Annotated in this window: 27 protein-coding genes; 4 read left to right on the plus strand and 23 right to left on the minus strand. The window is 40.0% G+C overall.

Annotated elements, in window-relative coordinates:
* Positions 1-47: 47 nt before the first annotated feature.
* The 5 genes from ligA to M5E07_RS12790 all read right to left on the minus strand — a co-directional run bounded on the left by ligA (position 48) and on the right by M5E07_RS12790 (position 8255).
* A complete protein-coding gene (ligA, locus tag M5E07_RS12770) occupies positions 48-2087 on the minus strand; it encodes an NAD-dependent DNA ligase LigA (protein WP_252219718.1) in 2040 nt (679 codons plus the stop codon).
* Between the two features lie 87 nt (positions 2088-2174).
* Positions 2175-3131, minus strand: a complete 957-nt coding sequence (locus M5E07_RS12775) for a cell division protein ZipA C-terminal FtsZ-binding domain-containing protein (protein ID WP_116760136.1) — start codon at positions 3129-3131, stop codon at positions 2175-2177.
* Between the two features lies 1 nt (position 3132).
* The gene (smc, locus tag M5E07_RS12780) at positions 3133-6585 is read right to left on the minus strand and encodes a chromosome segregation protein SMC (RefSeq protein ID WP_252219721.1); all 3453 of its coding nucleotides are present in this window, start codon (positions 6583-6585) and stop codon (positions 3133-3135) included.
* A 9-nt stretch (positions 6586-6594) separates the two neighbouring features.
* Positions 6595-7290: a GntR family transcriptional regulator gene (locus tag M5E07_RS12785; protein WP_116760132.1), complete on the minus strand. Its 696-nt coding sequence runs from the start codon at positions 7288-7290 to the stop codon at positions 6595-6597.
* Between the two features lie 155 nt (positions 7291-7445).
* A complete protein-coding gene (locus tag M5E07_RS12790) occupies positions 7446-8255 on the minus strand; it encodes a sulfite exporter TauE/SafE family protein (RefSeq protein ID WP_252219724.1) in 810 nt (269 codons plus the stop codon).
* A gap of 28 nt (positions 8256-8283) precedes the next feature.
* Here M5E07_RS12790 and M5E07_RS12795 point away from each other — a divergent pair, with 28 nt between their 5' ends.
* Both M5E07_RS12795 and M5E07_RS12800 read left to right on the plus strand, forming a co-directional pair.
* Positions 8284-9042, plus strand: a complete 759-nt coding sequence (locus M5E07_RS12795) for a biotin--[acetyl-CoA-carboxylase] ligase (RefSeq protein ID WP_116760119.1) — start codon at positions 8284-8286, stop codon at positions 9040-9042.
* 9 nt (positions 9043-9051) lie between these two features.
* Positions 9052-9798, plus strand: coding sequence for a type III pantothenate kinase (locus M5E07_RS12800; protein ID WP_252219726.1), 747 nt, complete (start codon positions 9052-9054; stop codon positions 9796-9798).
* Here M5E07_RS12800 and M5E07_RS12805 read toward each other — a convergent pair.
* Positions 9774-10352, minus strand: a complete 579-nt coding sequence (locus M5E07_RS12805) for an RBBP9/YdeN family alpha/beta hydrolase (RefSeq protein ID WP_252219729.1) — start codon at positions 10350-10352, stop codon at positions 9774-9776. The two genes, M5E07_RS12800 and M5E07_RS12805, sit on opposite strands and share 25 nt — an antisense overlap.
* 145 nt (positions 10353-10497) lie before the next feature.
* A complete protein-coding gene (ffh, locus tag M5E07_RS12810) occupies positions 10498-11907 on the minus strand; it encodes a signal recognition particle protein (protein WP_252219732.1) in 1410 nt (469 codons plus the stop codon).
* A gap of 138 nt (positions 11908-12045) precedes the next feature.
* On the opposite strand from ffh, the gene M5E07_RS12815 reads away from it, so the two are divergent.
* Complete coding sequence (locus tag M5E07_RS12815) at positions 12046-12855, plus strand: cytochrome C assembly family protein (protein WP_252219735.1); 810 nt, start codon at positions 12046-12048, stop codon at positions 12853-12855.
* 189 nt (positions 12856-13044) lie between these two features.
* Here M5E07_RS12815 and blaMCA read toward each other — a convergent pair whose 3' ends face one another.
* Both blaMCA and M5E07_RS12825 read right to left on the minus strand, forming a co-directional pair.
* Entirely contained in the window at positions 13045-14217 is a 1173-nt protein-coding gene (gene blaMCA, locus M5E07_RS12820) for an MCA family class C beta-lactamase (protein WP_252219738.1), read from the minus strand.
* A 696-nt stretch (positions 14218-14913) separates the two neighbouring features.
* Positions 14914-15273 carry a hypothetical protein gene (locus M5E07_RS12825; protein WP_252219740.1) on the minus strand — a complete coding sequence of 120 codons (360 nt, stop codon included), beginning with the start codon at positions 15271-15273 and terminating at the stop codon, positions 14914-14916.
* A 239-nt stretch (positions 15274-15512) separates the two neighbouring features.
* On the opposite strand from M5E07_RS12825, the gene M5E07_RS12830 reads away from it, so the two are divergent.
* Positions 15513-16448, plus strand: a complete 936-nt coding sequence (locus tag M5E07_RS12830; RefSeq protein ID WP_252219743.1) for a tRNA dihydrouridine synthase — start codon at positions 15513-15515, stop codon at positions 16446-16448.
* 60 nt (positions 16449-16508) lie between these two features.
* Here the strand turns inward: M5E07_RS12830 and M5E07_RS12835 are convergent, their stop codons facing one another.
* From M5E07_RS12835 to M5E07_RS12900, 14 genes are all read right to left on the minus strand, one after another.
* Entirely contained in the window at positions 16509-16955 is a 447-nt protein-coding gene (locus M5E07_RS12835; RefSeq protein ID WP_116760101.1) for a YybH family protein, read from the minus strand.
* A gap of 332 nt (positions 16956-17287) precedes the next feature.
* The gene (locus M5E07_RS12840) at positions 17288-17623 is read right to left on the minus strand and encodes a YegP family protein (protein ID WP_016165324.1); all 336 of its coding nucleotides are present in this window, start codon (positions 17621-17623) and stop codon (positions 17288-17290) included.
* Between the two features lie 220 nt (positions 17624-17843).
* Entirely contained in the window at positions 17844-18221 is a 378-nt protein-coding gene (locus tag M5E07_RS12845) for a 5-carboxymethyl-2-hydroxymuconate Delta-isomerase (RefSeq protein WP_252219746.1), read from the minus strand.
* A gap of 115 nt (positions 18222-18336) precedes the next feature.
* Entirely contained in the window at positions 18337-18681 is a 345-nt protein-coding gene (locus tag M5E07_RS12850) for a zinc ribbon domain-containing protein YjdM (protein ID WP_044739298.1), read from the minus strand.
* A gap of 84 nt (positions 18682-18765) precedes the next feature.
* Positions 18766-19383 (minus strand): class I SAM-dependent methyltransferase, encoded by a 618-nt coding sequence (locus M5E07_RS12855; RefSeq protein WP_252219749.1) that lies wholly within the window; start codon positions 19381-19383, stop codon positions 18766-18768.
* Between the two features lie 61 nt (positions 19384-19444).
* A complete protein-coding gene (locus M5E07_RS12860; protein ID WP_252219752.1) occupies positions 19445-19807 on the minus strand; it encodes a DUF488 domain-containing protein in 363 nt (120 codons plus the stop codon).
* A 35-nt stretch (positions 19808-19842) separates the two neighbouring features.
* Entirely contained in the window at positions 19843-20187 is a 345-nt protein-coding gene (locus tag M5E07_RS12865) for a DUF2004 domain-containing protein (RefSeq protein ID WP_116760093.1), read from the minus strand.
* Positions 20188-20201: 14 nt separating this feature from the next.
* Positions 20202-20648: an SRPBCC family protein gene (locus tag M5E07_RS12870; RefSeq protein WP_252219755.1), complete on the minus strand. Its 447-nt coding sequence runs from the start codon at positions 20646-20648 to the stop codon at positions 20202-20204.
* A gap of 110 nt (positions 20649-20758) precedes the next feature.
* Entirely contained in the window at positions 20759-21127 is a 369-nt protein-coding gene (locus tag M5E07_RS12875; protein ID WP_016165331.1) for a ribonuclease E inhibitor RraB, read from the minus strand.
* Positions 21128-21209: 82 nt separating this feature from the next.
* Complete coding sequence (locus M5E07_RS12880; protein WP_116760089.1) at positions 21210-21875, minus strand: RluA family pseudouridine synthase; 666 nt, start codon at positions 21873-21875, stop codon at positions 21210-21212.
* Between the two features lie 126 nt (positions 21876-22001).
* Entirely contained in the window at positions 22002-22700 is a 699-nt protein-coding gene (locus tag M5E07_RS12885) for a DUF1003 domain-containing protein (protein ID WP_252219758.1), read from the minus strand.
* Positions 22701-22793: 93 nt separating this feature from the next.
* Positions 22794-23036: a DUF6868 family protein gene (locus M5E07_RS12890; protein WP_252219761.1), complete on the minus strand. Its 243-nt coding sequence runs from the start codon at positions 23034-23036 to the stop codon at positions 22794-22796.
* A 42-nt stretch (positions 23037-23078) separates the two neighbouring features.
* Positions 23079-23642: a DUF4256 domain-containing protein gene (locus M5E07_RS12895; protein ID WP_252219765.1), complete on the minus strand. Its 564-nt coding sequence runs from the start codon at positions 23640-23642 to the stop codon at positions 23079-23081.
* 574 nt (positions 23643-24216) lie between these two features.
* Positions 24217-25104: a DMT family transporter gene (locus tag M5E07_RS12900; RefSeq protein WP_252219768.1), complete on the minus strand. Its 888-nt coding sequence runs from the start codon at positions 25102-25104 to the stop codon at positions 24217-24219.
* Positions 25105-25152 lie beyond the last annotated feature (48 nt).

The raw sequence follows: 25152 nt of genomic DNA on the forward strand, positions 1-25152 counted from the left end.
AAAGACACCTTATCGGTGTCTTTTTTTATTTCATACAAATCAAAAATCTAAGCCTCTAACTGACCATAATCTTGCATCAGTTGAATAAACTCACTTTCATTCATCACATGAATACCGAGCTTTTCAGCTTTTTCTAGTTTGGAGCCAGCTTTTTCACCTGCGACCAAGCATTTGGTTTTGCTTGAAACACTGCCACTGACACGTGCACCCAATGCTTGTAACATCTGCGTTGCATCATCACGCCCCATTTGGCTGAGCGTACCCGTAATCACCCAGCTTTCACCATTAAAAGGTTGGCGTGTTGGAGCGACAGGTGCATCCCAATGAATACCCGCAGCCAACAATCGATCCAAAACCTCAAGGTTATGGGGTGCTTGGAAGAAATCGACAATCCACTCTGCCGTAATATCACCAACATCTGGCGTTTTCTTTAAAGCCTCAATATCAGCTACCCGTAGTGCATCAAGGGTTTGGAAGGTATTGGCCAACATTCGTGCTGTTGTTTCACCCACCCCGCGAATACCAAGGGCATAAATAAATGCAGCCAACGTGGTTTTTTTACTATTTTCGATCGAATCAATCAGGTTTTGCACTGACTTCTCACCCATTTTTTCAATGGTGAGCAATTTCTCTCGATGTTCATGTAAATGGTAAATGTCTGCGACATCTTGAAGTAAATCCAAATGTAATAAAGATTCTACCCAACGATCTCCCAAACCTTCAATGTCCAGAGCCTTACGTGATACAAAGTGGCGAATTGCCTCAATCCGTTGTGCAGAACAATATAAGCCACCCGAGCAACGCGCTAAAGCTTCACCTTCAGGCATGACCACAGGTGATTCACAGACAGGACATTGTTCTGGTAAATGCACTTCCTGAGTATCATTTGGACGGAATTCGGGCCAGACTTTTTCCACCTTTGGAATGACATCACCACTACGATAGACACTGACCGTATCGCCAATACGGACATCTAGACGATGAATTTCCCCAATATTATGTAAGGTCACATTGGAAACTGTAACCCCTCCCACAGCGACTGGGTTCAAACGTGCAACTGGGGTTAGCGTCCCTGTTCGTCCCACTTGCCAGTCAATATTTTCAACCGTTGTAAGCGCAGCCACCGCAGGAAATTTATAAGCCGTTGCCCAACGGGGTTCTCGACTTAAAAAACCCAACTGCTGTTGTTGTTTTAAATCGTTAACCTTAACCACCATCCCGTCAATTTCAACGCTTAATTCAGGTCGTTCGGCATTGATTTTTTCATAAGCCTGTTGCACTGCTTGGATACTGTCACAAACGAAATGTCGCTCACCGACGGCAAAGCCAAACCCAGTCAACCAATCTAAACTTGCAGACATGGTGGCTAAGCCATGATTCGGTTCACACTGTGCAATACCATAGGCATAAAACGCCAGTGGACGTGCAGCAGCCACATTCGGATCTAACTGTCTTAAACTACCTGCCGCAGCATTACGTGGGTTGGCAAAAGTCTTTTCACCTTTGGCTTCATTTTCAGCATTTAACTTTTCAAAACCAGACTTTGGCATGAGCACTTCGCCACGGACTTCCAGTAACGTCGGAACCATACCAGAGGCATGCGTTAAAACTTTCGGTAAGTTACGAATAGTTTTAACATTCTGGGTAATATCTTCACCCGTTTCGCCATCACCACGAGTTACGCCACGAACCAGCGCCCCATTTTCATACCACAATGAAATTGCCAAACCATCGAACTTTAATTCGACATCGTATTCAATCTTCTGATTCGGTAAACGTTCTTCAATGCGTCGTGCGAAAGCAAATAGTTCTTCTTGATTAAACACATTGCCCAACGACAGCATGGGCACAACATGTGTCACCGATTCAAATTTTGCCAATGGTTTAGCACCGACATTATTGGTCGGGGTATCGGTCTGAACCCATTCTGGATATTGTTGTTCTAATGCCTTCAGTTGGTGAAATAACTGGTCATACTCACTGTCGGCAATGGTGGGCTGATCCATCACATAATAGGCATGATTATGCTGTGCCAGAATCTGAATCAGTTGACGCATTTGTGCGACAACAGTGTTTTGCTGAGTCATAGTTTCACCATAAAAAAGGGCGGTTTCTCCGCCCTTCAACAATCTTGTCCAACTATTATAAAAGTCAGACTCTCATTTTCAATTTGATTATACCGTTGCTTGTTGACCAGAACGATAATCAATGGCTTGATGACGCCAAAATTCACGCAATTGCGCAGTCATTTCCTGCTGATTTTGATCATAAATCGTGCCATCAATTTCACGTGCAATCAGGTTGGAAATACTGACCATGGTATCAAACGCATTTTGCACATCATGATGTGGTAACGCCAAGAAAAATGCCAAGCCTTTGACTTGCTCATTGGCTAAAGTTTCTAAGTCAAACCCAGCAGGCCCCTCATCGGTAATTTGTAAAACAGAAAATGAAAGCTTTTCATGTTCTTCATCATAACGATGGAAACATGCCATTTCACCATAGCGTAGACCGTATTTAAGCAACACTTTTAAAGTCTTGTCACCCGTCAATACACGGCGTTCTGGATAAATATTGAAAACAATAAATTCTTCTGCCGTTTGTAAAACACTTTCTTCATCGACACGTTGTTGTTCGTGTAAGTGCTCATCTAAAATGCTACTTTCTTCGTTAAATTCAACAATTTCTGCTTTTTCAATATGATGTGCATTTAAATGTAAACCTTCATCTGCATTCGCCACTGGTGCAGTTTCTTCTACTTTGGCTGTCACCTTTGCCTCAACCACAGTCTCTGTTTGTGTTGCTTCTGTCGTGGTTTTGGCATCTGTATTGACGACTGAATCTGTAGCTTGTTGTTTTTCTGTGGCAACTTTAGGGTCATGCTTTTCTGTGAGATCTGCAACCACTTCAGCATCATTCAGCGTTGGCTCAACGCGTTCTGTTCCTTCTGTTGAGGTCTGCAATTGATCGCGTACATGACGCGGAATAATTGGAAGCTGACTATCTGAGTTCACCTGCAATTCGCTCTCAAGTGAAGGTGTTGCATTCGCATTTTTTTTAAACAACATGCGAAAACCGATTAAAATAATGATAACGGCAATAACAATACCGACTATTGTTGTGACTTCCATATTATGACTCCGCGACTAAACCGTATTCTTTTGCCTGTTCCAAATTTACGCTAACAAGTTTTGATGTCCCGGGCTCTGGCATCGTTACCCCCAATAAATCAGTTGCCATCGTCATTGCTAGCTTGTTATGTGTAATGTAAATGAATTGCACTTGTTCAGAAAGCTCTTTTACCAAATTACAAAAACGACCAACATTGGCATCATCCAAAGGGGCATCAACTTCATCCAGTACGCAGAACGGTGCTGGATTTAAACGGAAGATGGCAAAAACCAATGCCAATGCAGTCAGCGCCTTCTCTCCTCCAGACAACAATGCCAAGGAACTGTTACGCTTACCTGGTGGACGTGCCATGAGTTTAACCCCAGATTGCCAATCATCTTCTAAAGTGAGGCAAGCTTCGCCGCCATTAAAAACTTTTGGAAATAATTCCTGCAACTCAGTATTCACCTGATCAAACGTGGTCATAAATAACTTACGTGTTTCCTGATCAATACTTTTCATTGCAGCTTGAAGTTGTGCAACTGTTTTTTCTAAGTCTTCAATTTGATGACTCAGTTCATCAAAGCGCTTGGACACTTCTTCATATTCTTCCGAAGCCGCCAGATTGACTGCGCCCAATTTAGCAAATTGTTGTTGAGCTTTTTCCAATTGGGCCTGATGTGCAACTAAATCAATGTTTAAACCCGTGATTAATTCACTGTCCATCGCTTTCAACTGTTCAGAATAGTGTTGAAAGTCCGACTTGGCTGCTTGCCATGACAAACGCTTTTCTTCCAGTTCTGTCCGTAAACGTTCATCTTGTTGTTGCTGTTGATGGCGCTGCTCGGTCACTTGCTGTTGCTTTTGTTGCACACTGTTCAACTCAAGCTGCCATGCATGCCATGTTTTTTGTAATTTCTCGGTTTGCTGAGATTGCTCGGCAAATTGTGACTCCAAACTCGGAAGTTCTAACTGAACTGGATCCACAAACTTCTTTGCCTGCTCCATCTGCTGAGCAATTTGCTGATTTTGCGTTTTCAGGAAAGAGCTATCTTTTTCCAACAGTTCAATCTGTTGCTGCGTTTGTGTATTTTGACGGCGCAACACTTCCAGCTCTTGTTGCGACTGTAAACTTTGTTGCTGTGCCAACTCCAATTGCTCAGTCAACTCATCGAGTTGGAATTGCGTGGTTTTATAGTGTGGTAAAACTTGTTCCAGCTTTAAAGTCAGTGCATGCAAATCAATTTCCAGATCATCCTTTTGCATGGCATCTTCTTCAAGCTGCTCATCCAACTGTTGCAACTGGTCACGCAATTGTTGTTTCTGAATGGCAAAAGCCTGCACACTACTCTGTAACTTGGCAATATTCACATCCAACTGTTGGAAAGACTGTTGCTGCTGTTTCAGTAATACTTGCTGTTCTTTGAACTGCATTTGAAGCTGCTGAATCTGTTGTTGTAGACTCGGTAATTGCTGATCCGCCAGCTCATACTGTGCCTGTAAATTATTCAGCTCAATCTCAATGCTTTCTAAACGAATCCGATGGCTCAGTGCACCTTGCCCGGCTTGGCTACTTTCATCATAAAGCAAGCCAATGACCCAATCCGCCGCAACCTGATAGCCATCTAAACTTAAGATGGACTGCCCATGCTGAAGCTGAGATTGGTAAGACAGAGCTTCTCTTAGTGTCGTTGCAATAGCAACCTGATTCCACAATGAATGCTGTGCAGAGGCAATCCAATCTGCCAGACATGGCAATTCAGCCACTGTAAGTTTACTGCGACCGACGCTCATTTTAAGCTGACGCGCAATGCTCGCTTGAAATTCCGTCTCTGCATCTAGCACTTCAGCCGACAGCCACTTGGCAAGGAATTTCTCGATCAATTGGGCATGCGGTTTGCCCTGTTCTGTCAGCTTCAAGGTCTGCATCAATTGCACATTGGCATTGTGTGATTCAGGACTTTGCTTGACCAAAAGTTGGGTTAAGTTTTTCTGTTCAGACTGCAACACCTTCATCTCAGATTTTAATTGCAGCACCTGACTCTTTTGCAGAGCAGATTGTTCCTGTAATTGTTCTAATTGCAGACGCTGCTGCTGAATCATTTGCTCGGATTGTTCAATCTGGGTCTGAAGCAATTGTTTATCTTGCTCCAGTTGTTGCATATCTTCATGCTGAGTTTGGTTTTGAATCTGAGCGGCTTGCTGTTGCAAAGTTTGTTTTTGTTGTTCTATGCGCACCATATTTTTAGTTAATTGCTCAGACTGTGCCAGCATTTGCATTTTCTGCTGTTGCTGCTTTTCCACTTGTGCTTTGAGCTGCTCAAACTGCTGCTGCACTCGCTGCTGTTGGGCTTTTAAATCTTGATAACTTTGACTTTGTTGCTGATTTAAAACGTCTTGTTGCTGCAATTGTTCAGTTTGATCTTCCTGTTGTTGCAGTAAGGTTTCAAGCTGTAATTCAATCAGTTGCAAACGCTCTTTGGTTTGTACCTTTTGCTGTTCGAGTTGCGCCAACGTTGAGGTATTTTGCTGAAAAAGTGACTGCTTTTGCTCTAAAGTCACTTTCAGCTCAGCCAGTTTTTTCTCAGCTTGCTGCCATTCATTTTGCAATGGTGTCGATTGTTGAATCAGACGCTGAAATAACTCACTGGTCGAACTTAAATCATGTTCCAAAGTGGTTAAATCTGAACGTACCAATTTAAACTGATCACCCAATTCATTCATTTGCACCGTATATTCCTGCTGCAAACGACTGCTTTGTTCGCATTGGAAAGACAGCACTTCCACTTTAATGGTCCGAATGGTTTTTTCTAATGCTTTATATTGAATTGCAGTTTCAGACTGACGCTTTAAAGTTTTTAACTGAGATTTGAGCTCTTGGGCAATATCATCTAAACGAGATAAATTTTGGGTGGTGTGATCTAAGTGTAATAAGGTTTCACGACGGCGCGCCTGATAACGAGATACACCAGCCGCCTCTTCAAGAAACACCCGCATTTCTTCTGGTTTGGCATCAATCAGACGGTTAATCATGCCTTGTTCAATAATGGCATACGAACGCGGACCTAAACCTGTTCCCAAGAAAATATCGGTAATATCTCGACGACGACATTTGGTCCCGTTTAAAAAATATTCAGACTTGCCATCTCGATTGACCTGACGGCGAACCGCCAATTCATTATAGGCATTATAAGCGCCACCCAATTTGCCATAAGTATTTTCAAAACGGAGTTCGACACTAGCAACGCCCACAGGTTTACGCTTGGCTGTCCCTGTGAAAATGACATCCTGCATGCTGCCGCCACGGAGTTGGCGCGCATTGGATTCACCCATCACCCAGCGAATGGCATCAATCACATTGGATTTACCACAGCCGTTCGGTCCCACCACCGCACTGCGGTTGGCTTTGAATTGTAAAGTCGTGCTATCGGCAAAAGATTTGAAGCCTGAAAGTTTTAAACTGCTTAAACGCATAATGTCCTGCTAACGTCGTGAACGACGCGCCCATGCTAATTCGATTTGTTTCATGCGTGTTAGAGATTCCAACACCAAGTTACGCAAGTGTCGACAAAAATCGTCCATAAATAAAGTGGCTTGTTGTGATTTTCGGATTAAAATTGCATCACTCACCAGTTTAAACAACTCAAACGACTCTTGTAACTCTCTACGCGAAGTATTTAGGGTTAAGAAGTAACTACGGCGCATGGAAGGTAACAGCTCCTGATAGAAATTCATCAAGTACGGATTTGCCACCATATCTTGCTGTCGCGCCAAATATTGAAAAATTAAATCATAAAACTTTTCAGTATGCCCCTGACGACATTCTTCTTGAATTTGCTCCATCAAACGTTGGAATTGCTCTGCTTCATGCTGACGCCACGTTTCCGCAATGCGTTGCACAATTTGCCCAGACAGCATGGCACAACTGTCAAATAACGCTCGCACCTGTTGTGCTGACATTTCAGAAACAATTGCACCACGTCGCGGGAAAATCTGAATTAAATGCGTACGCTCTAACAGCAGCAAAGCTTCACGCACCGAACCCCGACTAACATCGAGTTCTTTGGCAATTCTTAATTCCTGAATTCGCTCACCTTCGACCAATTCGCCACTAATGATCTGCTCACTAATGTGTTTGGCAATTTGCTCCGAGAGGCTCTCTATTTCTTCTTGTTGCATACTTTTCCTATCTTGTTTTTATAAGATGCAATCCACAATACATCACATGACTCATGGAACAGTTTTAACTGATTTCAACCATTCCGCGCCATGTCATTGTCAGACAATATTATGTCTAAAAAGCCAATTTAAACAGTAAAAGTCATCATAAATCTTTAGAATAATTTTGAAAATCCTTGGTAAATAAAATAAAGACCTACAGTGGTGAGCAATCCTGAAAAACATCTTTTCAGCATGGTAGCTGACAATTGATGAGCAACTTTCGCACCAAGTTTAGCTGTGATAAAACTCATCAAACTGATACCTAAAAATGCATAAACATGAATATAACCAATGGTATTCGGTACATCGACCTGTGCTTTGGCACCAAACCACATAAAGCCTAAAGCGCCTGCCACAGCAATCGGTAAACCACAAGCTGCCGATGTGGCAACCGCCTTTTGCATGACCACCCCATGACGGTTCAAATAAGGCACGGTTAAGCTGCCACCGCCAATCCCAAAAATAGCGGAAGCAACGCCAATACCTCCCCCTGCTAGCATTTGTTTCGCTGTCGATGGAAGCTGTTGTGAGGTACTCACTTGAGCTTTTGCCCCTTTGAACATGCGATAAGCCACCCAAAGTGCAAAAAAACCAATGATCAGTTGTAAGCCCTGACCTGGCAGTAAATCTGCAATTCCTGCACCTAAGAATGACCCTAAAATTAAGCCAGGCGCCAAGTGACGAAACACTGACCACAGTACCGCACCTTGCTTGTGATGTGCAGACACCGAACTGAATGAAGTTACAATAATGGTCGCCAAAGAAGTCCCCAATGCCATGTGCATAATGACCGATGGATCATAATGAAGTTGGGTAAATACAATATAGAGGATCGGCACAATAATTAAACCGCCACCCACACCAAATAATCCTGCGGTAAATCCTGCGATTGCACCAATCAGTAAATATATGATTAACTCCATAAATATTTTTCACTATGCTCAGATTCAAATGGATGTAGAAACTCGCCAACTACAACAACGACTTCAAGCGGCTCAACAACTTCCTGAAGTCCTGATGCTCAAACCAACCACCGCATCAACCAATGATGATGTGCGTGAAATTGCACAAAAAGGCATACAAAGTGCATTGGTGTGTAGTGCCCAACAAACTCAAGGAAGAGGTCAGCGACAACGGCAATGGGTGTCACCCGAAGGAAACGTGTATTTAAGCACATTGCTTAATACTCGAACAGCAATAGATGGGCGCTTAGCTTTAGAAGTTGCCTTGAATATTCTACATATGCCCAGCCTCGAGCAGTTGAACTTACAAATTAAGTGGCCCAATGATTTGTACAGCGTACAAGGCAAATGGGGCGGTATTCTGATTGAACCCATCACACCAAAACAAGTCATTGTCGGTGTTGGACTCAATCTTGCCCCTGTTGCGGATGCTAGTATTGATCAACAAGTCACGTCACTCACAGAGCTAGGACTACAAGGCACTTCACGCATTGATTTGATTGCTGAACTTTATCTGGCGATTCACCGTGCTGGAGAATGGTTTGATCACCAAAGCTATAATCTAGCAGCACGCTTTAATCGTTATGCCGCTTTTCAGCAACAAGCCGTCGAGTTTGAACATAGTACAGGGCATTGCGCTGGAACCTTTATTGGCATTCAAGACGATGGTGCGGTACTACTTGAAACCGAAGCAGGTATTCAAAGTTTTTACCAAGGTCGTTTACGACTCAGTACAGCAACCCAATAGGATGATGTAATGAAAAGTTTATGGCTCGATATTGGTAATACTCGACTCAAATATTGGATTACGCAACACGACCAAGTTGTGGAACATGCTGCTGAGTTACATCTACAATCCCCTGCCGATTTACTGCTCGGGTTAATTCAACATTTTCAAGGCTTGAACATTCAACACGTCGGGGTTTCCTCGGTTCTAGACCCAGATAATAACCAACGTATTCAGACCATTCTAAAACGTTTGGCTGTACCTGTAATTTTTGCCAAAGTGCATACCGAATATGCAGGCTTAAAATGTGGCTACGATGATCCTACGCAGTTAGGGATTGACCGTTGGCTACAAGTCTTAGCAGTTGCCAATCACGCGAATCAAAATTATTGTGTGATTAGTTGTGGTACTGCCCTAACCATTGATTTAGCGGATGGATTACAACACCTAGGCGGCTACATTCTGCCGAATTTGTATTTGCAACGTGATTCCCTGATTCAAAATACCAAAGGCATTAAAATTCCTGATGCTGCTTTTGAAGAACTCAGCCCGGGGCGAAATACTATTGATGCGGTCCATCATGGCATTTTATTAGGTTTGCTCAGTACCATTGAACGCGTTATGCAACATTCACCGCGACAGCTTGTATTGACTGGTGGTGATGCTGAATTGTTTGCCCAACATTTACAGCACTATCACCCGATCATTGAAGCAGATTTACTTTTAAAAGGTTTACAACATTATATTCATCATCAAACTGAAAGCATCAAAGGCTGAAGAATCTGCTGCAAGAGTGAAAATTCACTAAAACCATCCTGCTGGGTAAAGTGCCCTGCCTGTTTCACTTCCAGCAATTGCGCATTCATAAAATGTCCAAATTGCAGCGCAAGCGGAGGTGGAACAACAGGGTCGTTATTGGAAAACAATACGATTCGATGTGCAATTTGACGGTGTAACACACGACTTTGTAAGGTAGTTTGTTGGATAAATGAATTAAGCTCAGGCTTATGCGGCGGTACAGATTTAAACCCTGCCACACAAATAAGCGCCTCCATTTTTTGATGGTTTAAATACTGACTCAAATAATGGGCGACAGCTAAGCAACCCAAACTATGTGCTATCACAATACTGTGCTCATTCAGATCTGACATCTGCATATCCAATGCTTGTTGCCAAAGATCAAACTCAGGAACATCTGCATCAGGTAAAAAAACCAATTTCGCTACGCCGTGCATAGCTTTGACCTGTTGTGCTAACCAAGCAAACCAATGGTCTTCTGGTGATGCATGCTCACCATGCACAATAAAAACAGTTTTGGAACAATTCGACATAACTACATTTCTTTTTATTCATTTGCGATCAAATACTAATCACAACTTTTATGGTTTTATATTGATCTTTTGTAGTTTGTTTAAAAATTGAAGACATAAAAAATAGGTGCATCAAGCACCTATTTTTTTATTGAAGTATCTTCAATTATTTCTTTTGATCATTGTTGCCGAAGAGTGGTCCCATGCCACCACCGCCACCGAATTGCTTTTGCAAGCCACCCAATGAACGCATCATTTTCGCCATGCCCGATGGGTTCGCAAACTTCTTCATCATTTTCGCCATTTGCGCATGTTGTTTGATGAGTTTATTCACTTCAACCACATCCATACCACAACCTGCCGCAATACGTTTTTTACGGCTTGGGTTCATCAAGTCTGGGTTACGGCGTTCTTTAATGGTCATCGATTGAATAATCGCTTCCATTTTCTTCACTTGCTTTTCAGGGTTTGCTTGTGCAATTGCATCTTGAATCCCTGAATTGCTCATGCCAGGCAACTTGTCCAAGAAGCCCATCATGCCGCCCATTTTGTTCATTTGCTCAAATTGCATCAGCATGTCTTCAAAGTTGAAGCTGCCGCCTTTTTGCAATTTTTTCGCCATTTTTTCGGCTTTTTCTTTGTCGATTTTGCGTTCAACTTCTTCGACTAAAGAAAGTACGTCACCCATACCCAAAATACGTTGTGCAACACGCTCAGGATGGAATGGCTCTAAGGCATCGAGCTTTTCGCCCATACCCAAGAATTTAATTGGCTTACCGGTAATTGCGCGAACCGAAAGTGCTGCACCACCGCGGGCATCACCATCGGTTTTGGTTAAAATCACGCCTGTAAGCGGTAAAGCATCATTAAAGGCTTTTGCAGTGTTTGCCGCATCCTGACCTGTCATGGCATCAACCACGAATAAGGTTTCAGTCGGCTTAATCGCAGCGTGTAACTCTTTAATTTCGTCCATCATGTCATCATCGACATGTAAACGACCCGCAGTATCGACAATCAAAACATCCGCAAATTGGATCTTGGCTTGTTCAATCGCACGATTGGCAATATCAATTGGCTTTTCATTGGCATTCGATTCAAAGAAAATCGCACCAACTTCACCTGCAACCGTTTGCAACTGCTTAATTGCCGCAGGACGGTAAACATCGGCAGACACCATTGCCACTTTTTTCTTTTGGCGTTCTTGTAAGAAACGCGCTAATTTTGCCGCAGTGGTGGTTTTACCTGCACCTTGCAAACCTGCAAGAAGTATAACCACTGGAGGTTTCGCTGCGAGGTCAAGGCTTTCATTGGCCTCGCCCATCATTTTGGTTAATTCGTTATAAACAATTTTAACGAAGGCTTGCCCAGGGGATAACTGCGTCATCACTTCCTGGCCTAATGCTTCTTCCTTAACTTTCGCGATGAATTCACGAGTTACAGGTAACGCAACATCGGCTTCAAGAAGTGCCATACGTACTTCACGTAACGTATCTTTAATATTATCTTCGGTTAGCTGCCCTGAGCCAGTAACATTTCTTAAACTCTGCGTGAGTCGTTCTGTTAAGGTATCAAACATTGCAAAATCCGCTTAAAATAGCCAGTAGCAAAAAAATCTTTCTTAAAATAGAAAATTTATGCATAAGATGCTATAGGATACTGTAGTTCGAGTCGAATTTATATAAATGAATATTCATCATCCTGAAAAAGGTTTGACATGATTAGTCTTCCCTTGGCTTATACCATTTTGGCTTTAATTGCCTATACCACCTCCTTTTGGTATTTATTCCTGCATTTAATGTCGAAACGTGAACCAAACCATTGGTTTATTGGCGTAATTTTGGGTTTAGGGCTGCTGCTGCATGCAGGGGTGCTTTGCCATGACATGCTTACGCCACTTGGGGTCAATTATGATGTTTTTGTGCTCATGTCCTTTACCTCAGGTTTAATGCTACTACTGAGTTTAATTTTTAGTACTTATCGCCCGATTCTGGCATTAAATTTAATTGGTATTCCTGTCGCTGCGACAGGGCTGATTTTAGGCTTCGCCTTTAGTAAGCCTGATCAATTTATTGAACAACACTCAGTCAGTTTAGATATTCATATTATTTTGTCTTTATCGGCCTATGCTGTTTTGCTAATGGCAACCATTCAGGCGGTAATTTTATGGTTCCAAAACCGTGAGCTGAAAAACAAACAAAAGAAGCGTATTTGGGTTAATTTGCTTCCCTCTTTTCAAGCGATGGAATCGTTATTGTTTGATTTAATTCAAACAGGCTTTATTTTACTGACTACAGCATTAGTGTTTGGTTTCTTTACCATTGAAGATTTCTTTGCCCAACACTTAGCCCACAAAACCGCGTTCAGTATTATTTCATGGTTTGTCTATGGTTCACTGTTGATTGGGCACTACAAATTTGGTTGGCGCGGGCAAAAAGCCATTCGCTTTACCCTGATCGGCTTCTTCCTTTTAGCCGTTGGTTTTATTGGTTCTAAGTTTGTACTGGAAATGATTTTAGGAAGATAAAGGCATTTTTTCAGTTTGGCTGATTAAAGATATAGAACATTCTTCATTACGCGAACGAAGAACATCAAAATTCAATAGAAAAGCCCAGTTTATATAAACTGGGCTTTTATCCAATCAACAATCTATTGATTATAAATGACTTAGATAGTACATTTCGTATAAGGCGTATTATGTTGATTTTAGAGAACTTTAATTATCTTTCAATGTCTCAAAAACATTATATGCAGCCTTAATACGATCTACATTTGGTATCTTTTTATTCATTAACATAACCAATCCAAATCCTTCTTCTGGAATAAATAAAACATACGCCCCAAAGCCATTGGTCGAACCTGTTTTATGAAAAACTTTAGATTTGGGTTGCGATAATTCTTTTACAACAGGATTTGAGCCCAATAAGATTTGTTTTGAATTACTAGCCTGCAGAATTTCAGAAGTAGTGGGATAAGAAAACATTTCCCATCCAAGTGCTTGTGTCATACCGCTATCAGCAACTTTAAAATATCCTTTGTGTGTATCCAATATAGCTTTTTTCATAACAGGGCTATTTGTATCTACATTAAGATTCGAATTTACAAACTTAAGCATATCTGGGAGTGTTGATTTAACGCCATATGCCTCATCCGACAATGGACCAGGATTAACCTGAATTGGCTTGTTATTTTCATCATAACCAAAAGCATAGTTCATTTTTTGTGCTTCTGGAACATTGACGTATGTATGTTTCAAATTAAGTTTAGGAAAAACAGTCTTCTCTAATAATGAAGAGAAAGGAACATTCATCGATTTTGCAGTTAGATACCCAAAAAGTCCTATACTTGGATTTGAGTATTCACGATAAGTACCCGGAGGATTCTTTACTTTACAATTTTTGAAATACTCTAATATTTGCTTATCAGTTTTGATATTATCTGGAAATTGTAATGGCAAATTGCCACTTGTATACGTTAATAACTCTAATAAATTTACCTTATCAATTTCTGAATTTTTTAAAGCAGGGACGTATTTACTAGGATGATCGTTGAACGATATTTTACCTTGATGATTAGCATATGTTCCTGAAATAGCAGTAAAAGTTTTACTTAAAGAACCTAACTCAAAAAGTGTCTGACTATTTACGCTTTTATTTGTATCTTTAGATCGGACACCATAATATTTTTCATAACTTTTACCGTTGTAAATTACACCTATAGCCATACCAGCTACACCGTACTCATCCATAAGTGGCTTAAATGATTGGGTAACAACTTTTTCAATATTTTTCTCATTTTGACTGACTTCACTTGCATGTAAATTCATACCAAAACCTATAACCATGGTAATAAGGCTTGCTTGAAAAAAATATTTTTGATTAAAAACCATCAAGTTAAAGTTCTTTTAAAAAATGGGGAATATAATCTCATATACTAAATATTACATATGTATTAATTTTTTTAAAAATAACTTCTTATATAAAAATCATCTAATCCAACAGCCATTTAACACAATAGCGCTTATACGAAGTACACTTGCATATTAATATAAATATCAAATATTTAAAAATATCACCCAAGTGAAAATGCACAAAATACCGACTTTGAAACAAGTCAGCATTTTATTCAGCGAATTTGTCACTTTCAGCCAATAAAATTGATCAAAAAATCGCTCATATTTCAGCTTTTCCCTGATACCTCCTGCTCTTGAAATTATCCGCAATTTCTGCGGATACACCTTGGGGTAAGTTTTGAGCGATTCTGTACGCTCAGGCTGACATGAATTAGGGGCCATTACGTCTATGTCACTACTGCGATTTTTCATATGATGGGGACATAGAGAACAGGAAGTTCCAAAGAACAAAAATAAGAAAGATCGCACTAGGACTGCAAGGTACGACAGGAGTTATACCAAGCGAACCGATACGAAAAAGCCCGACAGGATGTCGGGCTTTTTTTATTGTCTAAATTTATTTCAAATAATTGCCATTATGTTAATTAAACGGTTTTATAAACTAAAGATTTGGAAATCGAATCTTTGTTTCTGCTTTTCTAATTTCATTACTGGTGAAAGAAATAGTTGTTCCTAAGAATACGAATAGATCCCTTGAATAGAATCATTAGATGACTCATATGAAATATAAAATCCATTATCAACCCGACCCACCCAATCAAAACTATTTTTATATTTTTCAAAAAGATATTCGATTATTTTCTTTTTTATCTCTATATCATCTGTATCAATATCATAAGCAATACAATGAAGTTTACCTTGCCATTCTTGAAGAGAAATAAAGCCTATTGGTGTTTTTAAGTTGTACCAGTTTGACTCTTTAATAAAGTTTACTCCTGAAGTCTTTGCTTCTAAACTGAATTTAGTTTGAATTTCTGAAAAATTAGAACCAATTTCGAATATAAATGGTTCTAATACTTTATTTGTATTCAACGTATTCGTCTCTGCATGTAATAGATGATTGATAGAAATTGAAATCATAACTAGCATAAAGCTTTTAACATAAGTAATTTTTAAAATTAAGTTTTCTTAAAATTAACATAATACAGCTTATGTAAAATTTAATTACACAAACCTATACCGCTCTACTGCCTTTCAAAGCCCTTCGCCTAGACAATTTGCACAAAAAAACGTATAACACCGTTCTTCAAATTTAACTGGTGACTCAAACCGTGAAACTCATCCTTGCACCCATGGAAGGCTTAACTGACCCGATTATGCGTGATGTCTTAACATCCGTCGGCAGCTTCGACTGGTGTGTAACCGAGTTTATTCGTGTCACCAACTCTGTTTTACCTGATCATATTTTTCATCAGTTTTGCCCTGAATTACTCAACGATGGGAAAACAGCTTCGGGCACCCCCGTACACGTGCAGTTTTTAGGTAATGATCCTGAAATGTTGGCAGCCAATGCCATTCGTGCTGTTGCACTTGGTGCACCTGCTATCGATATGAACTTTGGATGCCCCGCAAAAACTGTCAATCGTCATCGTGGCGGTTCGGTATTGTTAGATGAACCTGAAGTCGTGCACGAGTTAGTCAAAGCTGTGCGTGATGCAGTGCCTTCGCATATTCCTGTATCGGCCAAAATGCGCTTGGGCTATATGGATCGAAACTTTATGCTGGAAAATGCCCATGCAATTGAAGATGCGGGCGCAGCTTGGGTAACGGTACATGCCCGTACCAAAGCAGATGGCTATACCCCACCTGCGTTTTGGGATCAGTTACAACCGATTCGTGAAGCATTGAAAATTAATGTGATTGCCAATGGTGAAATCTGGACCAATGCCGATGCTAAACAATGTCGCTTAGAGTCGGGTTGTGAAGATTTGATGATAGGTCGTGGTGCTGTAACGACTCCCGATTTAACTCAATGCATCCGCCAAAACTCAGATACAGCTTTGTTGAGTTGGAATGATTTATTGGCTTTGCAAATTCGCTTTATTAACGGCCCAGCCAAAACTGAAATTGGTATGCTTGGACGTTATAAACAATGGTTAGGCATGATGTCTAAGCATTATCCTGAAGCGAAATTACTTTGGGATGAAGTAAAACGTATTAAACAATTGCATGAAATTGTAGAAAAATTAGAAGCAACTGTGCTTTAAGTTTCAAATAAAGGCCATGAGATACTTTTCGTATCTCATGGCTGTTTCAAGCTAAAAGGATTAACTCACTTCGCTCAGTAAAATAGGCAGTCCTGTTTCAAGTTGTATTGGCATAGAAATATGCTGATGCGCCACTTTCCAGACTTGCTCTACTTTCTGAAAACATATGGTGGTGCGGCACCAAAACACTTCTAAATTGGGAATTGCATCAATTTGATCGACCTTTGAAAAGCAGTGCAAGACGGCGAGTTCAGGCTGGGCAATAAGTTTAATGCCTTCACGATATACACGAATGTTTCCAGCTTTCACTGGAAGATAACGCCTCCACAATTGTTTGTACGCTTGTATACCCGTTAAATGGGTACTTACATCAATTAAACTTACATCTTCGACACAAAGATCAGCTAAAGCTTGTATATCCATGCTTGCTACAGCTTCATCCCATTGTTTCAGCATTAATAAGATGGCATGGGCACTTTGCTCATCACCCGAAATTTCTATGCTCATCGTGTCATTCCTTTACAGTGTATCCACTTATCATCAACATAAGCTCTGATTTTGACAGCATCACGACTTCAACGTATCTGCATACAAATTAAAAACATTCAGAGGCATTTTGTCTTTTATACACAGTCTCAGAAGGTGCACTCCCTACAGCCCTCACAAACTTTAAAACATGTGATTTTCATCACACTATAAAAACTATAGCGAAAATAATTCAGAGAATAAAGCGGTTATTTTAAAGGGCTTCCAAACCCTTATTTCCTCACCGCTTTTAGCAAATTCAATCCAATAAAAAAGCATGTCGATGGACATGCTTAATCAAGATAAATTGGGCATTACACCGTTAAATCTTTAATTGTGATGGATGAGCCATTATTTTTGACTGACTCAATTCCCTTATCGCGTGATTGTTCGGAAGAGTAAAACTGACTGGTACCAATCACCTGATGGTTGGCTGCTTTTAAATTAAAATACGGCTTGCCATTACTGGCGGTTAAACGCTCATAACGACTGTCATCTGCACTATTTTTATGAACGGATTCTATTCCCACGTGCGCCGAGGCTTTTGCTTTGTACAGCTCACTGGTTAAAATTACTTCCCCATTACCCGCTTTGAGCACAAAGCGATATTGCCCATCTTTTGCTTGACTCAGCTCAAACCATCCAGACATATTTTTATTCCTCTTGTTGTTTTCACTTTACTTATTGTTGCTTAAAACTATTTAAGTTCTAAGAAATATAAATGACTTTTAGACAACAAAAAAGAGCATTTTTAATCAAACATTCGCTCAGCAGGAACCATTGTGATTCCTGCCGCCCCAAAACCATGCAATTTTTAGGGCGTGAGCATTAATTTTTGCTTAAGTAACTCTATAAAAACACAAGATGGCATCACGTCACTGATGTAGGTACAACCACGGTTTTACCGTAAAAAGCGGCTTCCATTTCAATAATTTCCACACACAGTTGTACCGTCAAATGCATTTGCTTGGGTAATAACTGCTGTAAAGCTAGAAGTAATTGATTGGAAATTTCTGTTTTTGTAGCTATATCTCGCCCTGAAAGCAAAGAAACCTTGACATGTACATAGGCTTGATTCGATTCACCTAAACCAATCAAATAATCACTTTGACAAATTGCTCGGCTTTTAATATCTGTAGCAACTTGTACATGGCCCGTAGCAAACAAAGCCTGATTTAAGCCCATTAAAACAGATTGAGAATGAAAGTTTTCTAAATTGTCAGAATATTCCAAATGAATATGCGGCATCTGAGTGCAACCCAAACAGTGAAAACTGGGTTATAACATGTTTTCATACCTCACTGATGCAAGAAAAAGGATGAGATCATCCTCAATCTCTGCATAGTGAGATAAAACATTACAATTAAACTTTTTTCACATATTCCGATTTCAGTTTGATTGCCCCAATACCGTCAACCTTGCAATCAATATCATGACCATCGCTGGCTTCAGGCAATAAACGAATGTTCTTGACCTTGGTCCCAACTTTAACCACTGAAGATGAGCCTTTAATTTTTAAATCTTTAATCACAGTCACAGTATCGCCATCAACCAATAAATTACCGTTAGCATCCTTAATTTGAGCAACCTCTTCTGCTTGGTTCAGCTCACCTTCTTTCCATTCGTGCGAGCATTCTGGGCAAATCAATAAGTCGCCATCTTGATAGGTATATTCTGATTGGCATTTTGGGCAGTTTGGTAAAGACATAAAAAACTCAAAAAATAAAAAATAAAACTTAGTGTACTGTAAAATTACGAATAACCCTAAATTCCATATGGGTATTTCTGCAAATTATTGCTTTTGAAACACCACATAATTAAATTTCTGAGTTTGTTGATTGGGTGTGATATGCACGTCCTGTACACTCGAAATGAAGCGGAAATCGGGTTCAGCAAATTGTTGCTGTAATTGTGCAACACTATAACGTTGAACCTCTAATCCACTGCATTTTAAAGGACCATCTTCAGCAAAAGTAGCTACTATCACGTATCCTAAGGACTGTACGGCTGTTTTCACTTGCTGTATATAACGCTTTTGCTCTTGAGGCTGGGTCAAAAAATGAAATACCGCACGATCATGCCAAACTTGATAGCTTTCTGGTTCGAATTCCACGCTTAAAAGGTCGGCTACCTTCCAGTGAATCAAATGAGCGCGATCACCTAAACGCTGTTGGCTCTGCTGCAAAGCCATGTTGGATATATCCAATACGGTTAAATTACTATAGCCTAAATCGAGTAACTCATCAGCAAGTATAGATGCGCCAGCGCCAACATCAATAATTGCAGCGTCAGGTTCCAATTTCAAAGATTGAATCAATTGTATCGATTGGCTTGCATGTAACTGAAACCAACTCACTTGCGTCACGGCTTTATCTGTATAAACCCGATTCCAATGTGTTTCTATTGACATGTCTTCATTCTCAATAATTAATCACTTATACAAACAATATTATATTAAAGCATATTCTATTTTAAGTAATTTCTTCTTCAAGGGATTCTAAATAATGCTTCAAGACCACAGCATGATTTTGCGTTGCATTCTTTGCCGCAGTAATCAAGCTAATATTATTGTGTTGGACTAAACGTCGTAATTCTGCGAGGGTTTCAGGATGTTGCCTCAATTCAAGTAAATATTTTGCTCGAAATTCTTGCCAGCCAATTAAATCTTGATGATAAGACTGCCTTAAAACAGTGGACGGCGTAATCTCTTTGGGCCAAAGATCAATCTTGGCATCTTGTTTTTTAATGCCTCGTGGCCATAGACGATCCACTAAAATTCTTAATCCATCATCTGCGGTAACAGGACTGTAGGCACGCTTGATTTGAATCTGCATTAATTTCCTTAGCGATGCGAAAATAAAGAATTCATTTAACTTTCCATACTAATATCTTCAACATTTCCATCTTCATCAAATGAGACACATAACACATAGTCAGTCACATTTTCTGGCAGACTAAAGTCAATCGAATCATCATTTTCCTCAACGGAATGAAAGTCTAAAAAACGTTGGGTCGATAATAACTCAATTACCTGCTTCGCTTCAGGGCGCGTGAGTCCAGTATGATGCTGCCAATACTGTGGAGAGATTTCTTGCAAATGATGCTCCACATATAAGCGCACCTGATTATCTAACCCGACATCTTGCAGATAGCTTTGCCAAATCGCATTTCGGGCTTTCTGTTCTCTGTCCTTAAAATTATTAAACGTTTGCATAACATCCTTACCTTTTATCCATCAGGTATTTCAGGTGTAATCAAGAGTGCCAGCAATTGTAAAGACTCTTGCCAGCCCAAATAACACGCTTCTACAGGAATTACATCAGGTATACCTGATTGCGTGATTTGAACTTCTGTCCCTACAGAGACCGCTTTAAATTGAACTTTGACTTCAATTAAATCGGGCATGTTTGGATCTTCAAATTGATCAACATAGCGTAACAGTTCATTCGGAACCACTTCGTGATATGTGCCACCAAAACCAATGCGTGTGCCTGTAGAAAAGTTAGTGAAATACATGCGATATTTGCCCTCAGGCTTCACCTCAAGCAAATCGACATGTGCTGTAAAACCGTGGGGTGCCATCCATTTGACTAAGGCATCTGCTGTGGTAAATGCCCGATAAACACGCTCTGGTGGTACATTAAACACGCGATGTAATTGAACCGTATTCGACATGAGACACCTATATTTTTATTCTTTAGTTTTAAATAGTGTACGGCAGGCAGAGGTGGCTTATGTATAACTTGAGTATAAATTATACAGCACCCCCCTACTTTGGCCGCTCACTACTCGTCATCATAATCATAGAGGTAGCTCAGGCAGCCCCAACCGTCATATTCACCTTGGAACATTTCAGCAATTTTAACGAACCACTCTTCTAAATCTTGAACATCCTGATATTCAGGAATCATATTGACATGAACATTCAACACCCATAAATCACTGCCATCATTTTTGACTTCTTCTTGAAACAGCGAAATTTTTTGTTCTTCATGCAATAAATGCAAAGCGCATTTTTCTGCCTGATCTTGGGTTGTAAAAACAATAGAGAATTCAATTTCATGTAGATCGGTTAGATCATTGCCATCTTCATACATTTGCCACAGTACATTACCGTTATCGTCATCTGGAAATAATTCATAGTTGCGGCTCATGGTTATATCCCTGCTTTTTGTTTATTAATTCAACATAATTTAGCATGATTTTATGACAGTTTAAGCCCCAAAAGAGACATTTTTAAAATGTAGCTAAACTCTGAATATCGACCAACTCACCACTAAATGGCTGGACAAACTTCAAGTGACTGGCATGTAATGCCATGCGCTTTAGAGGACTTTGAAAGGGTTCAGGATGATAGAGTTTATCCCCTGTGATGGGATGCCCAATATATTGCATATGCACACGTAATTGATGGGAGCGCCCTGTAATCGGAGTCAGCAATACACGGCTGATATCCTGTTCTGGATGATATTCCATCATTTCAAATAAGGTTTTGGCAGCTTTACCCAATTCAAAATGCACAATCTGACGTGGACGATTTTCCCAATCTGTAATTAAAGGGACTTCGACACTTCCCGATTGCTGAATCTGACCTTGCACCAATGCTTGATAATGTTTGGTCACCGTTCGTGCTTGGAACATTTTGCTGACCGCGACTTCGGCATCACGATGCTTGGCAAACATCAAAATTCCCGAGGTCGCCATATCCAAACGATGGGTAATTTTCGCATCAGGAAATTGCGCTAAAACACGATAATAAGCACTATCATGATGTTCAGGTAAACGCCCCGGCACCGACAGCAAACCCGCAGGTTTATTAATCACCACCAAGTCTGCATCTTCATAAATAATCTGCAAAGGTTCTTGTGGTGGGGTATAAACGAAGTGGTCATTTAGAGACATGAGCAGATGGGATGACAAACAAAGCGGGCAAAATATCAAGCCACCATGATGCTGTCAATTTTTCTACGTTTCAGTCATTTCATTTATTCCAAAGTGATACTTTCTCCATCAAAAATCGACAAATGTTTAGCGATGCTTATTCATTTCTGTCAGTAAATCTAACTGAATTTCTTGAATTTGTGTCAGCCGTTCCCACTGATTTGACAATAAATGATCCATTTTTTCATGCAAATGTCGAATCTCTAATTCCGCTTTAAGGTTGATCTGATAGTCATGTTGTGAACGTAAGCGGTCTTTGGCTTCCTGTCGATTTTGGCTCATCATAATAATTGGTGCCTGAATCGCCGCTAAACATGACAAAACCAAATTTAATAAAATAAAAGGATACGGATCGACTGGATATACCCATAACACCACTGTATTTAACAGAATCCAGAGCACTATAAAAATGGCAAAAATAATGAGAAATATCCAACTTCCCTCAAACGTGGCGATTTTATCTGCCAGCTTCTCACCAAGCGTCCTTTTTTGATCAAATTCAGTTTCGATGTTTTTGGTAATCAGTTCATGCCGTTGCATGCTGCTAATCACTTCACGCTCTAAATCGGTCAGCTCGCCTTTTTCAGATTTCAACAATGAATGTACATATTGGATGCAATAATGGGTCAAATCGGGTCGACAAATAAAACTTTCTGATGACCAATTTGGTTCATCTTTTTTGATCTCATCACTGATCACATCACGAATCATATGCCCAGAGACCAATGCTTTATAAGGAAATGACTTTTTGCACACTGCACACGTTTGAGTTTGTCTATCTGTCATTTTTTTAATTGGTTTTCTATTTTGACTCCATCATAACAATTTTCTATGCAAATGAAGCGACTTCCATTACTGCAACAATACAAATTGTTAGATTTAACTTAAAACAGATAGAACAATAAATGGAACCAAATTAAACACCATAATTAGAATTTTATAGACTGCCATCGCAGCATAATGAATGGCATCAAAAGTCTGATCATTTAAATTAAACCAGCGACCATGTAAGCTTTTCATCCACGTTCTAGCGTAGATAAAAACCAAAAACCAAATCAGTAAAATGAGATAATTGAGGACTAAAGACCAACCCAACACTTGCCCTAATAATTGCATATCCATGTGTATCACCTCTATCTTCACGTTGAATAGTCACGTCATGAGCTAAAGTTTTAACCCGACACGAAAACCTCGCGCAGCATAATAAGATTCAGCCCCGTTATGATACGTAAACACCTGACCATAGCGGCGGTCACAAAATAATGCTCCGCCCAAAGCCCGAATAGCCTCAGGTGTACTCACCCAACTTGATGTTTTTTTGTCAAAATTTCCCAATTGTTGTAATTTATAATATTGCTGTTCTGTGAGTAGCTTAGTGCCCTTCATCCCAGCTAAACGCAGCGCACTGTCTTGTGGCGGATTCTGCTTTCGAGCAGCCAAGGCTTCAGCGTCATAACATAAACTACGACGACCTATGGGGCTTTCCTCCGCACAATCAACAAAATAATATTCATTGCTGTTTTGCTCAAATTGAATAAGATCTGGCTCGCCCCCTGTTTGCTCCATCCAGTGCAAACTTTGAATTTTTTTAGGTTGTGCTTGAAGTTTGGACAACACTTTACTCCATTTGAGATGAGGATGTCTTAAAACATGCTGCTCGAAACGTTGTTGTAAACGGGTAAAAAGTTGCTGATCATCCAATGGCTGATCTAAGTTGTGATGGCTCATCTCTGCTCTTCTTTTTATGACATTATTTTTCGAAACCTGCTCTTATCATGTTACTGAATGAGACAAAAAAACATCGTCTGAATTTGTAAATAATGTAAACAAGTAGAGTAATATGAATAAGCAGCCAAACTAAAAGAGAGGTTAAAATATTATTAAAATTATATTGTTATTCGATTTTATTCTAAAAAATTTTTAGGGTGTCAAGGGAAAACATCAGTGGTTTACTTCAACAACCATGACTTTGTAAATCATAACCTTGTGCCTATAAACTTTTGGTTTATAGCGTCCTAAGCCGAATCGAGACCTTTTGGGTAAGTACTACACTCACGTTGTACGCAACTGGTAGCAATCTACTCTTTCCGATCCCCATCACACCCTTGAGATATAGTGTAGGTAGATTCGATTGGGATTGTTTTCCTAAAATTTAGAATTTTTTAAAATTTTTAAGTATATTTCCCACAATATAAAAATTATAAGGAATTAATTTCCATTTATTAAAATTTAATGAAGTTTTAATTTCACTTTTAATAATAATTTGCGTTTTTTTACCACCCAAACTCCAGCAAATCTAAAATTATGCCCAAATCACCATAATGGCTGCCAAAATGACTAAAAAAAGCCCCAAATGATCTGAACGAGCTAATTTCTCTTTAAAGAAAAATACCGAAATCAACAAACTAAATAGAATTTCAATTTGCCCTAGGGTTTTCACTAAAGCCACGGTCTGCATACTCATGGCACTAAACCAACCTAAAGATGCCAAGAAACTACATACACTGACTTTGAAGGTCAGTCCGACGCGCTGCCCCATGTGGTACAAGGTTTTTCTGCTAAATAAACTTAAGTACAACAACAGAATCACACATTGAAAGCCAATTAAAATACACAATACCCACGCTGCACGATGCAAAAAAGGCAGCATTGCTAGTTCTAAACTGGCTTCTCGAACCAATAGGGAGGTAATGGCAAAACACAACCCACTGCCTAATCCGATCATTAAGGTTTTGACGGAAAGTTTGGTCTGCTTGCTTCCTTGACTCAGTAAGAATACAGCGATTGCACCAATCAGTACCCCAAGCCACCCCCAAACGCTTAAGTGCTCTTGTAGCAACATGACACCAATGAGTGCAGCCAAAATGGCTTCGCTTTTTGCTAGCCCGATGCCAATCGCATAATTCTTTTGTTGAAACAATTTTACCATTAAGGCCGTTGCGTATATTTGGCTCATGCCTGCAACCACAATGTACAGCCAAAAATGTGCTGAAAAACTCACAACTGCTGTAACAGGTTGTTGGTGATATAAAATAGCGAGGTAACTTAAAGCAAAGATTGGAGAAAAGAGAAAACGCGCTAAGGTGGTGCCATAGACATCAACGCTGGTACTGAGTTGCTTTTGAAAAGCATTACGCCACGCCTGCATAAAAGCAGCCATGATTGTAAATAGTACCCAAGCAATTGCCATAATTCTGACTTCATCTCTAAATCATGTGCTAATTTACTCGCTTCAAAT

It is taken from the genome of Acinetobacter tibetensis, assembly GCF_023824315.1.
GTDB classification, from domain to species: Bacteria; Pseudomonadota; Gammaproteobacteria; order Pseudomonadales; family Moraxellaceae; genus Acinetobacter; species Acinetobacter tibetensis.

Bases quoted from the DNA above. Each gene is read 5' to 3' on its own strand.
- M5E07_RS12845 (WP_252219746.1), bottom strand. From the start codon at position 18,221: ATGCCGCATATTCATTTGGAATATTCTGACAATTTAGAAAACTTTCAT.
- ffh (WP_252219732.1), bottom strand. From the start codon at position 11,907: ATGTTTGATACCTTAACAGAACGACTCACGCAGAGTTTAAGAAATGTT.
- M5E07_RS12870 (WP_252219755.1), bottom strand. From the start codon at position 20,648: ATGTCGAATACGGTTCAATTACATCGCGTGTTTAATGTACCACCAGAG.
- M5E07_RS12880 (WP_116760089.1), bottom strand. From the start codon at position 21,875: ATGTCTCTAAATGACCACTTCGTTTATACCCCACCACAAGAACCTTTG.
- M5E07_RS12815 (WP_252219735.1), top strand. From the start codon at position 12,046: ATGATTAGTCTTCCCTTGGCTTATACCATTTTGGCTTTAATTGCCTAT.
- M5E07_RS12795 (WP_116760119.1), top strand. From the start codon at position 8,284: ATGGATGTAGAAACTCGCCAACTACAACAACGACTTCAAGCGGCTCAA.
- ligA (WP_252219718.1), bottom strand. From the start codon at position 2,087: ATGACTCAGCAAAACACTGTTGTCGCACAAATGCGTCAACTGATTCAG.
- M5E07_RS12900 (WP_252219768.1), bottom strand. From the start codon at position 25,104: ATGGCAATTGCTTGGGTACTATTTACAATCATGGCTGCTTTTATGCAG.
- M5E07_RS12890 (WP_252219761.1), bottom strand. From the start codon at position 23,036: ATGGATATGCAATTATTAGGGCAAGTGTTGGGTTGGTCTTTAGTCCTC.
- M5E07_RS12805 (WP_252219729.1), bottom strand. From the start codon at position 10,352: ATGTCGAATTGTTCCAAAACTGTTTTTATTGTGCATGGTGAGCATGCA.
- M5E07_RS12775 (WP_116760136.1), bottom strand. From the start codon at position 3,131: ATGGAAGTCACAACAATAGTCGGTATTGTTATTGCCGTTATCATTATT.
- M5E07_RS12855 (WP_252219749.1), bottom strand. From the start codon at position 19,383: ATGTCAATAGAAACACATTGGAATCGGGTTTATACAGATAAAGCCGTG.
- M5E07_RS12840 (WP_016165324.1), bottom strand. From the start codon at position 17,623: ATGTCTGGATGGTTTGAGCTGAGTCAAGCAAAAGATGGGCAATATCGC.
- M5E07_RS12835 (WP_116760101.1), bottom strand. From the start codon at position 16,955: ATGAGCATAGAAATTTCGGGTGATGAGCAAAGTGCCCATGCCATCTTA.
- M5E07_RS12785 (WP_116760132.1), bottom strand. From the start codon at position 7,290: ATGCAACAAGAAGAAATAGAGAGCCTCTCGGAGCAAATTGCCAAACAC.
- blaMCA (WP_252219738.1), bottom strand. From the start codon at position 14,217: ATGGTTTTTAATCAAAAATATTTTTTTCAAGCAAGCCTTATTACCATG.
- M5E07_RS12790 (WP_252219724.1), bottom strand. From the start codon at position 8,255: ATGGAGTTAATCATATATTTACTGATTGGTGCAATCGCAGGATTTACC.
- M5E07_RS12895 (WP_252219765.1), bottom strand. From the start codon at position 23,642: ATGAGCCATCACAACTTAGATCAGCCATTGGATGATCAGCAACTTTTT.
- M5E07_RS12800 (WP_252219726.1), top strand. From the start codon at position 9,052: ATGAAAAGTTTATGGCTCGATATTGGTAATACTCGACTCAAATATTGG.
- smc (WP_252219721.1), bottom strand. From the start codon at position 6,585: ATGCGTTTAAGCAGTTTAAAACTTTCAGGCTTCAAATCTTTTGCCGAT.
- M5E07_RS12850 (WP_044739298.1), bottom strand. From the start codon at position 18,681: ATGTCTTTACCAAACTGCCCAAAATGCCAATCAGAATATACCTATCAA.
- M5E07_RS12860 (WP_252219752.1), bottom strand. From the start codon at position 19,807: ATGCAGATTCAAATCAAGCGTGCCTACAGTCCTGTTACCGCAGATGAT.
- M5E07_RS12865 (WP_116760093.1), bottom strand. From the start codon at position 20,187: ATGCAAACGTTTAATAATTTTAAGGACAGAGAACAGAAAGCCCGAAAT.
- M5E07_RS12885 (WP_252219758.1), bottom strand. From the start codon at position 22,700: ATGACAGATAGACAAACTCAAACGTGTGCAGTGTGCAAAAAGTCATTT.
- M5E07_RS12875 (WP_016165331.1), bottom strand. From the start codon at position 21,127: ATGAGCCGCAACTATGAATTATTTCCAGATGACGATAACGGTAATGTA.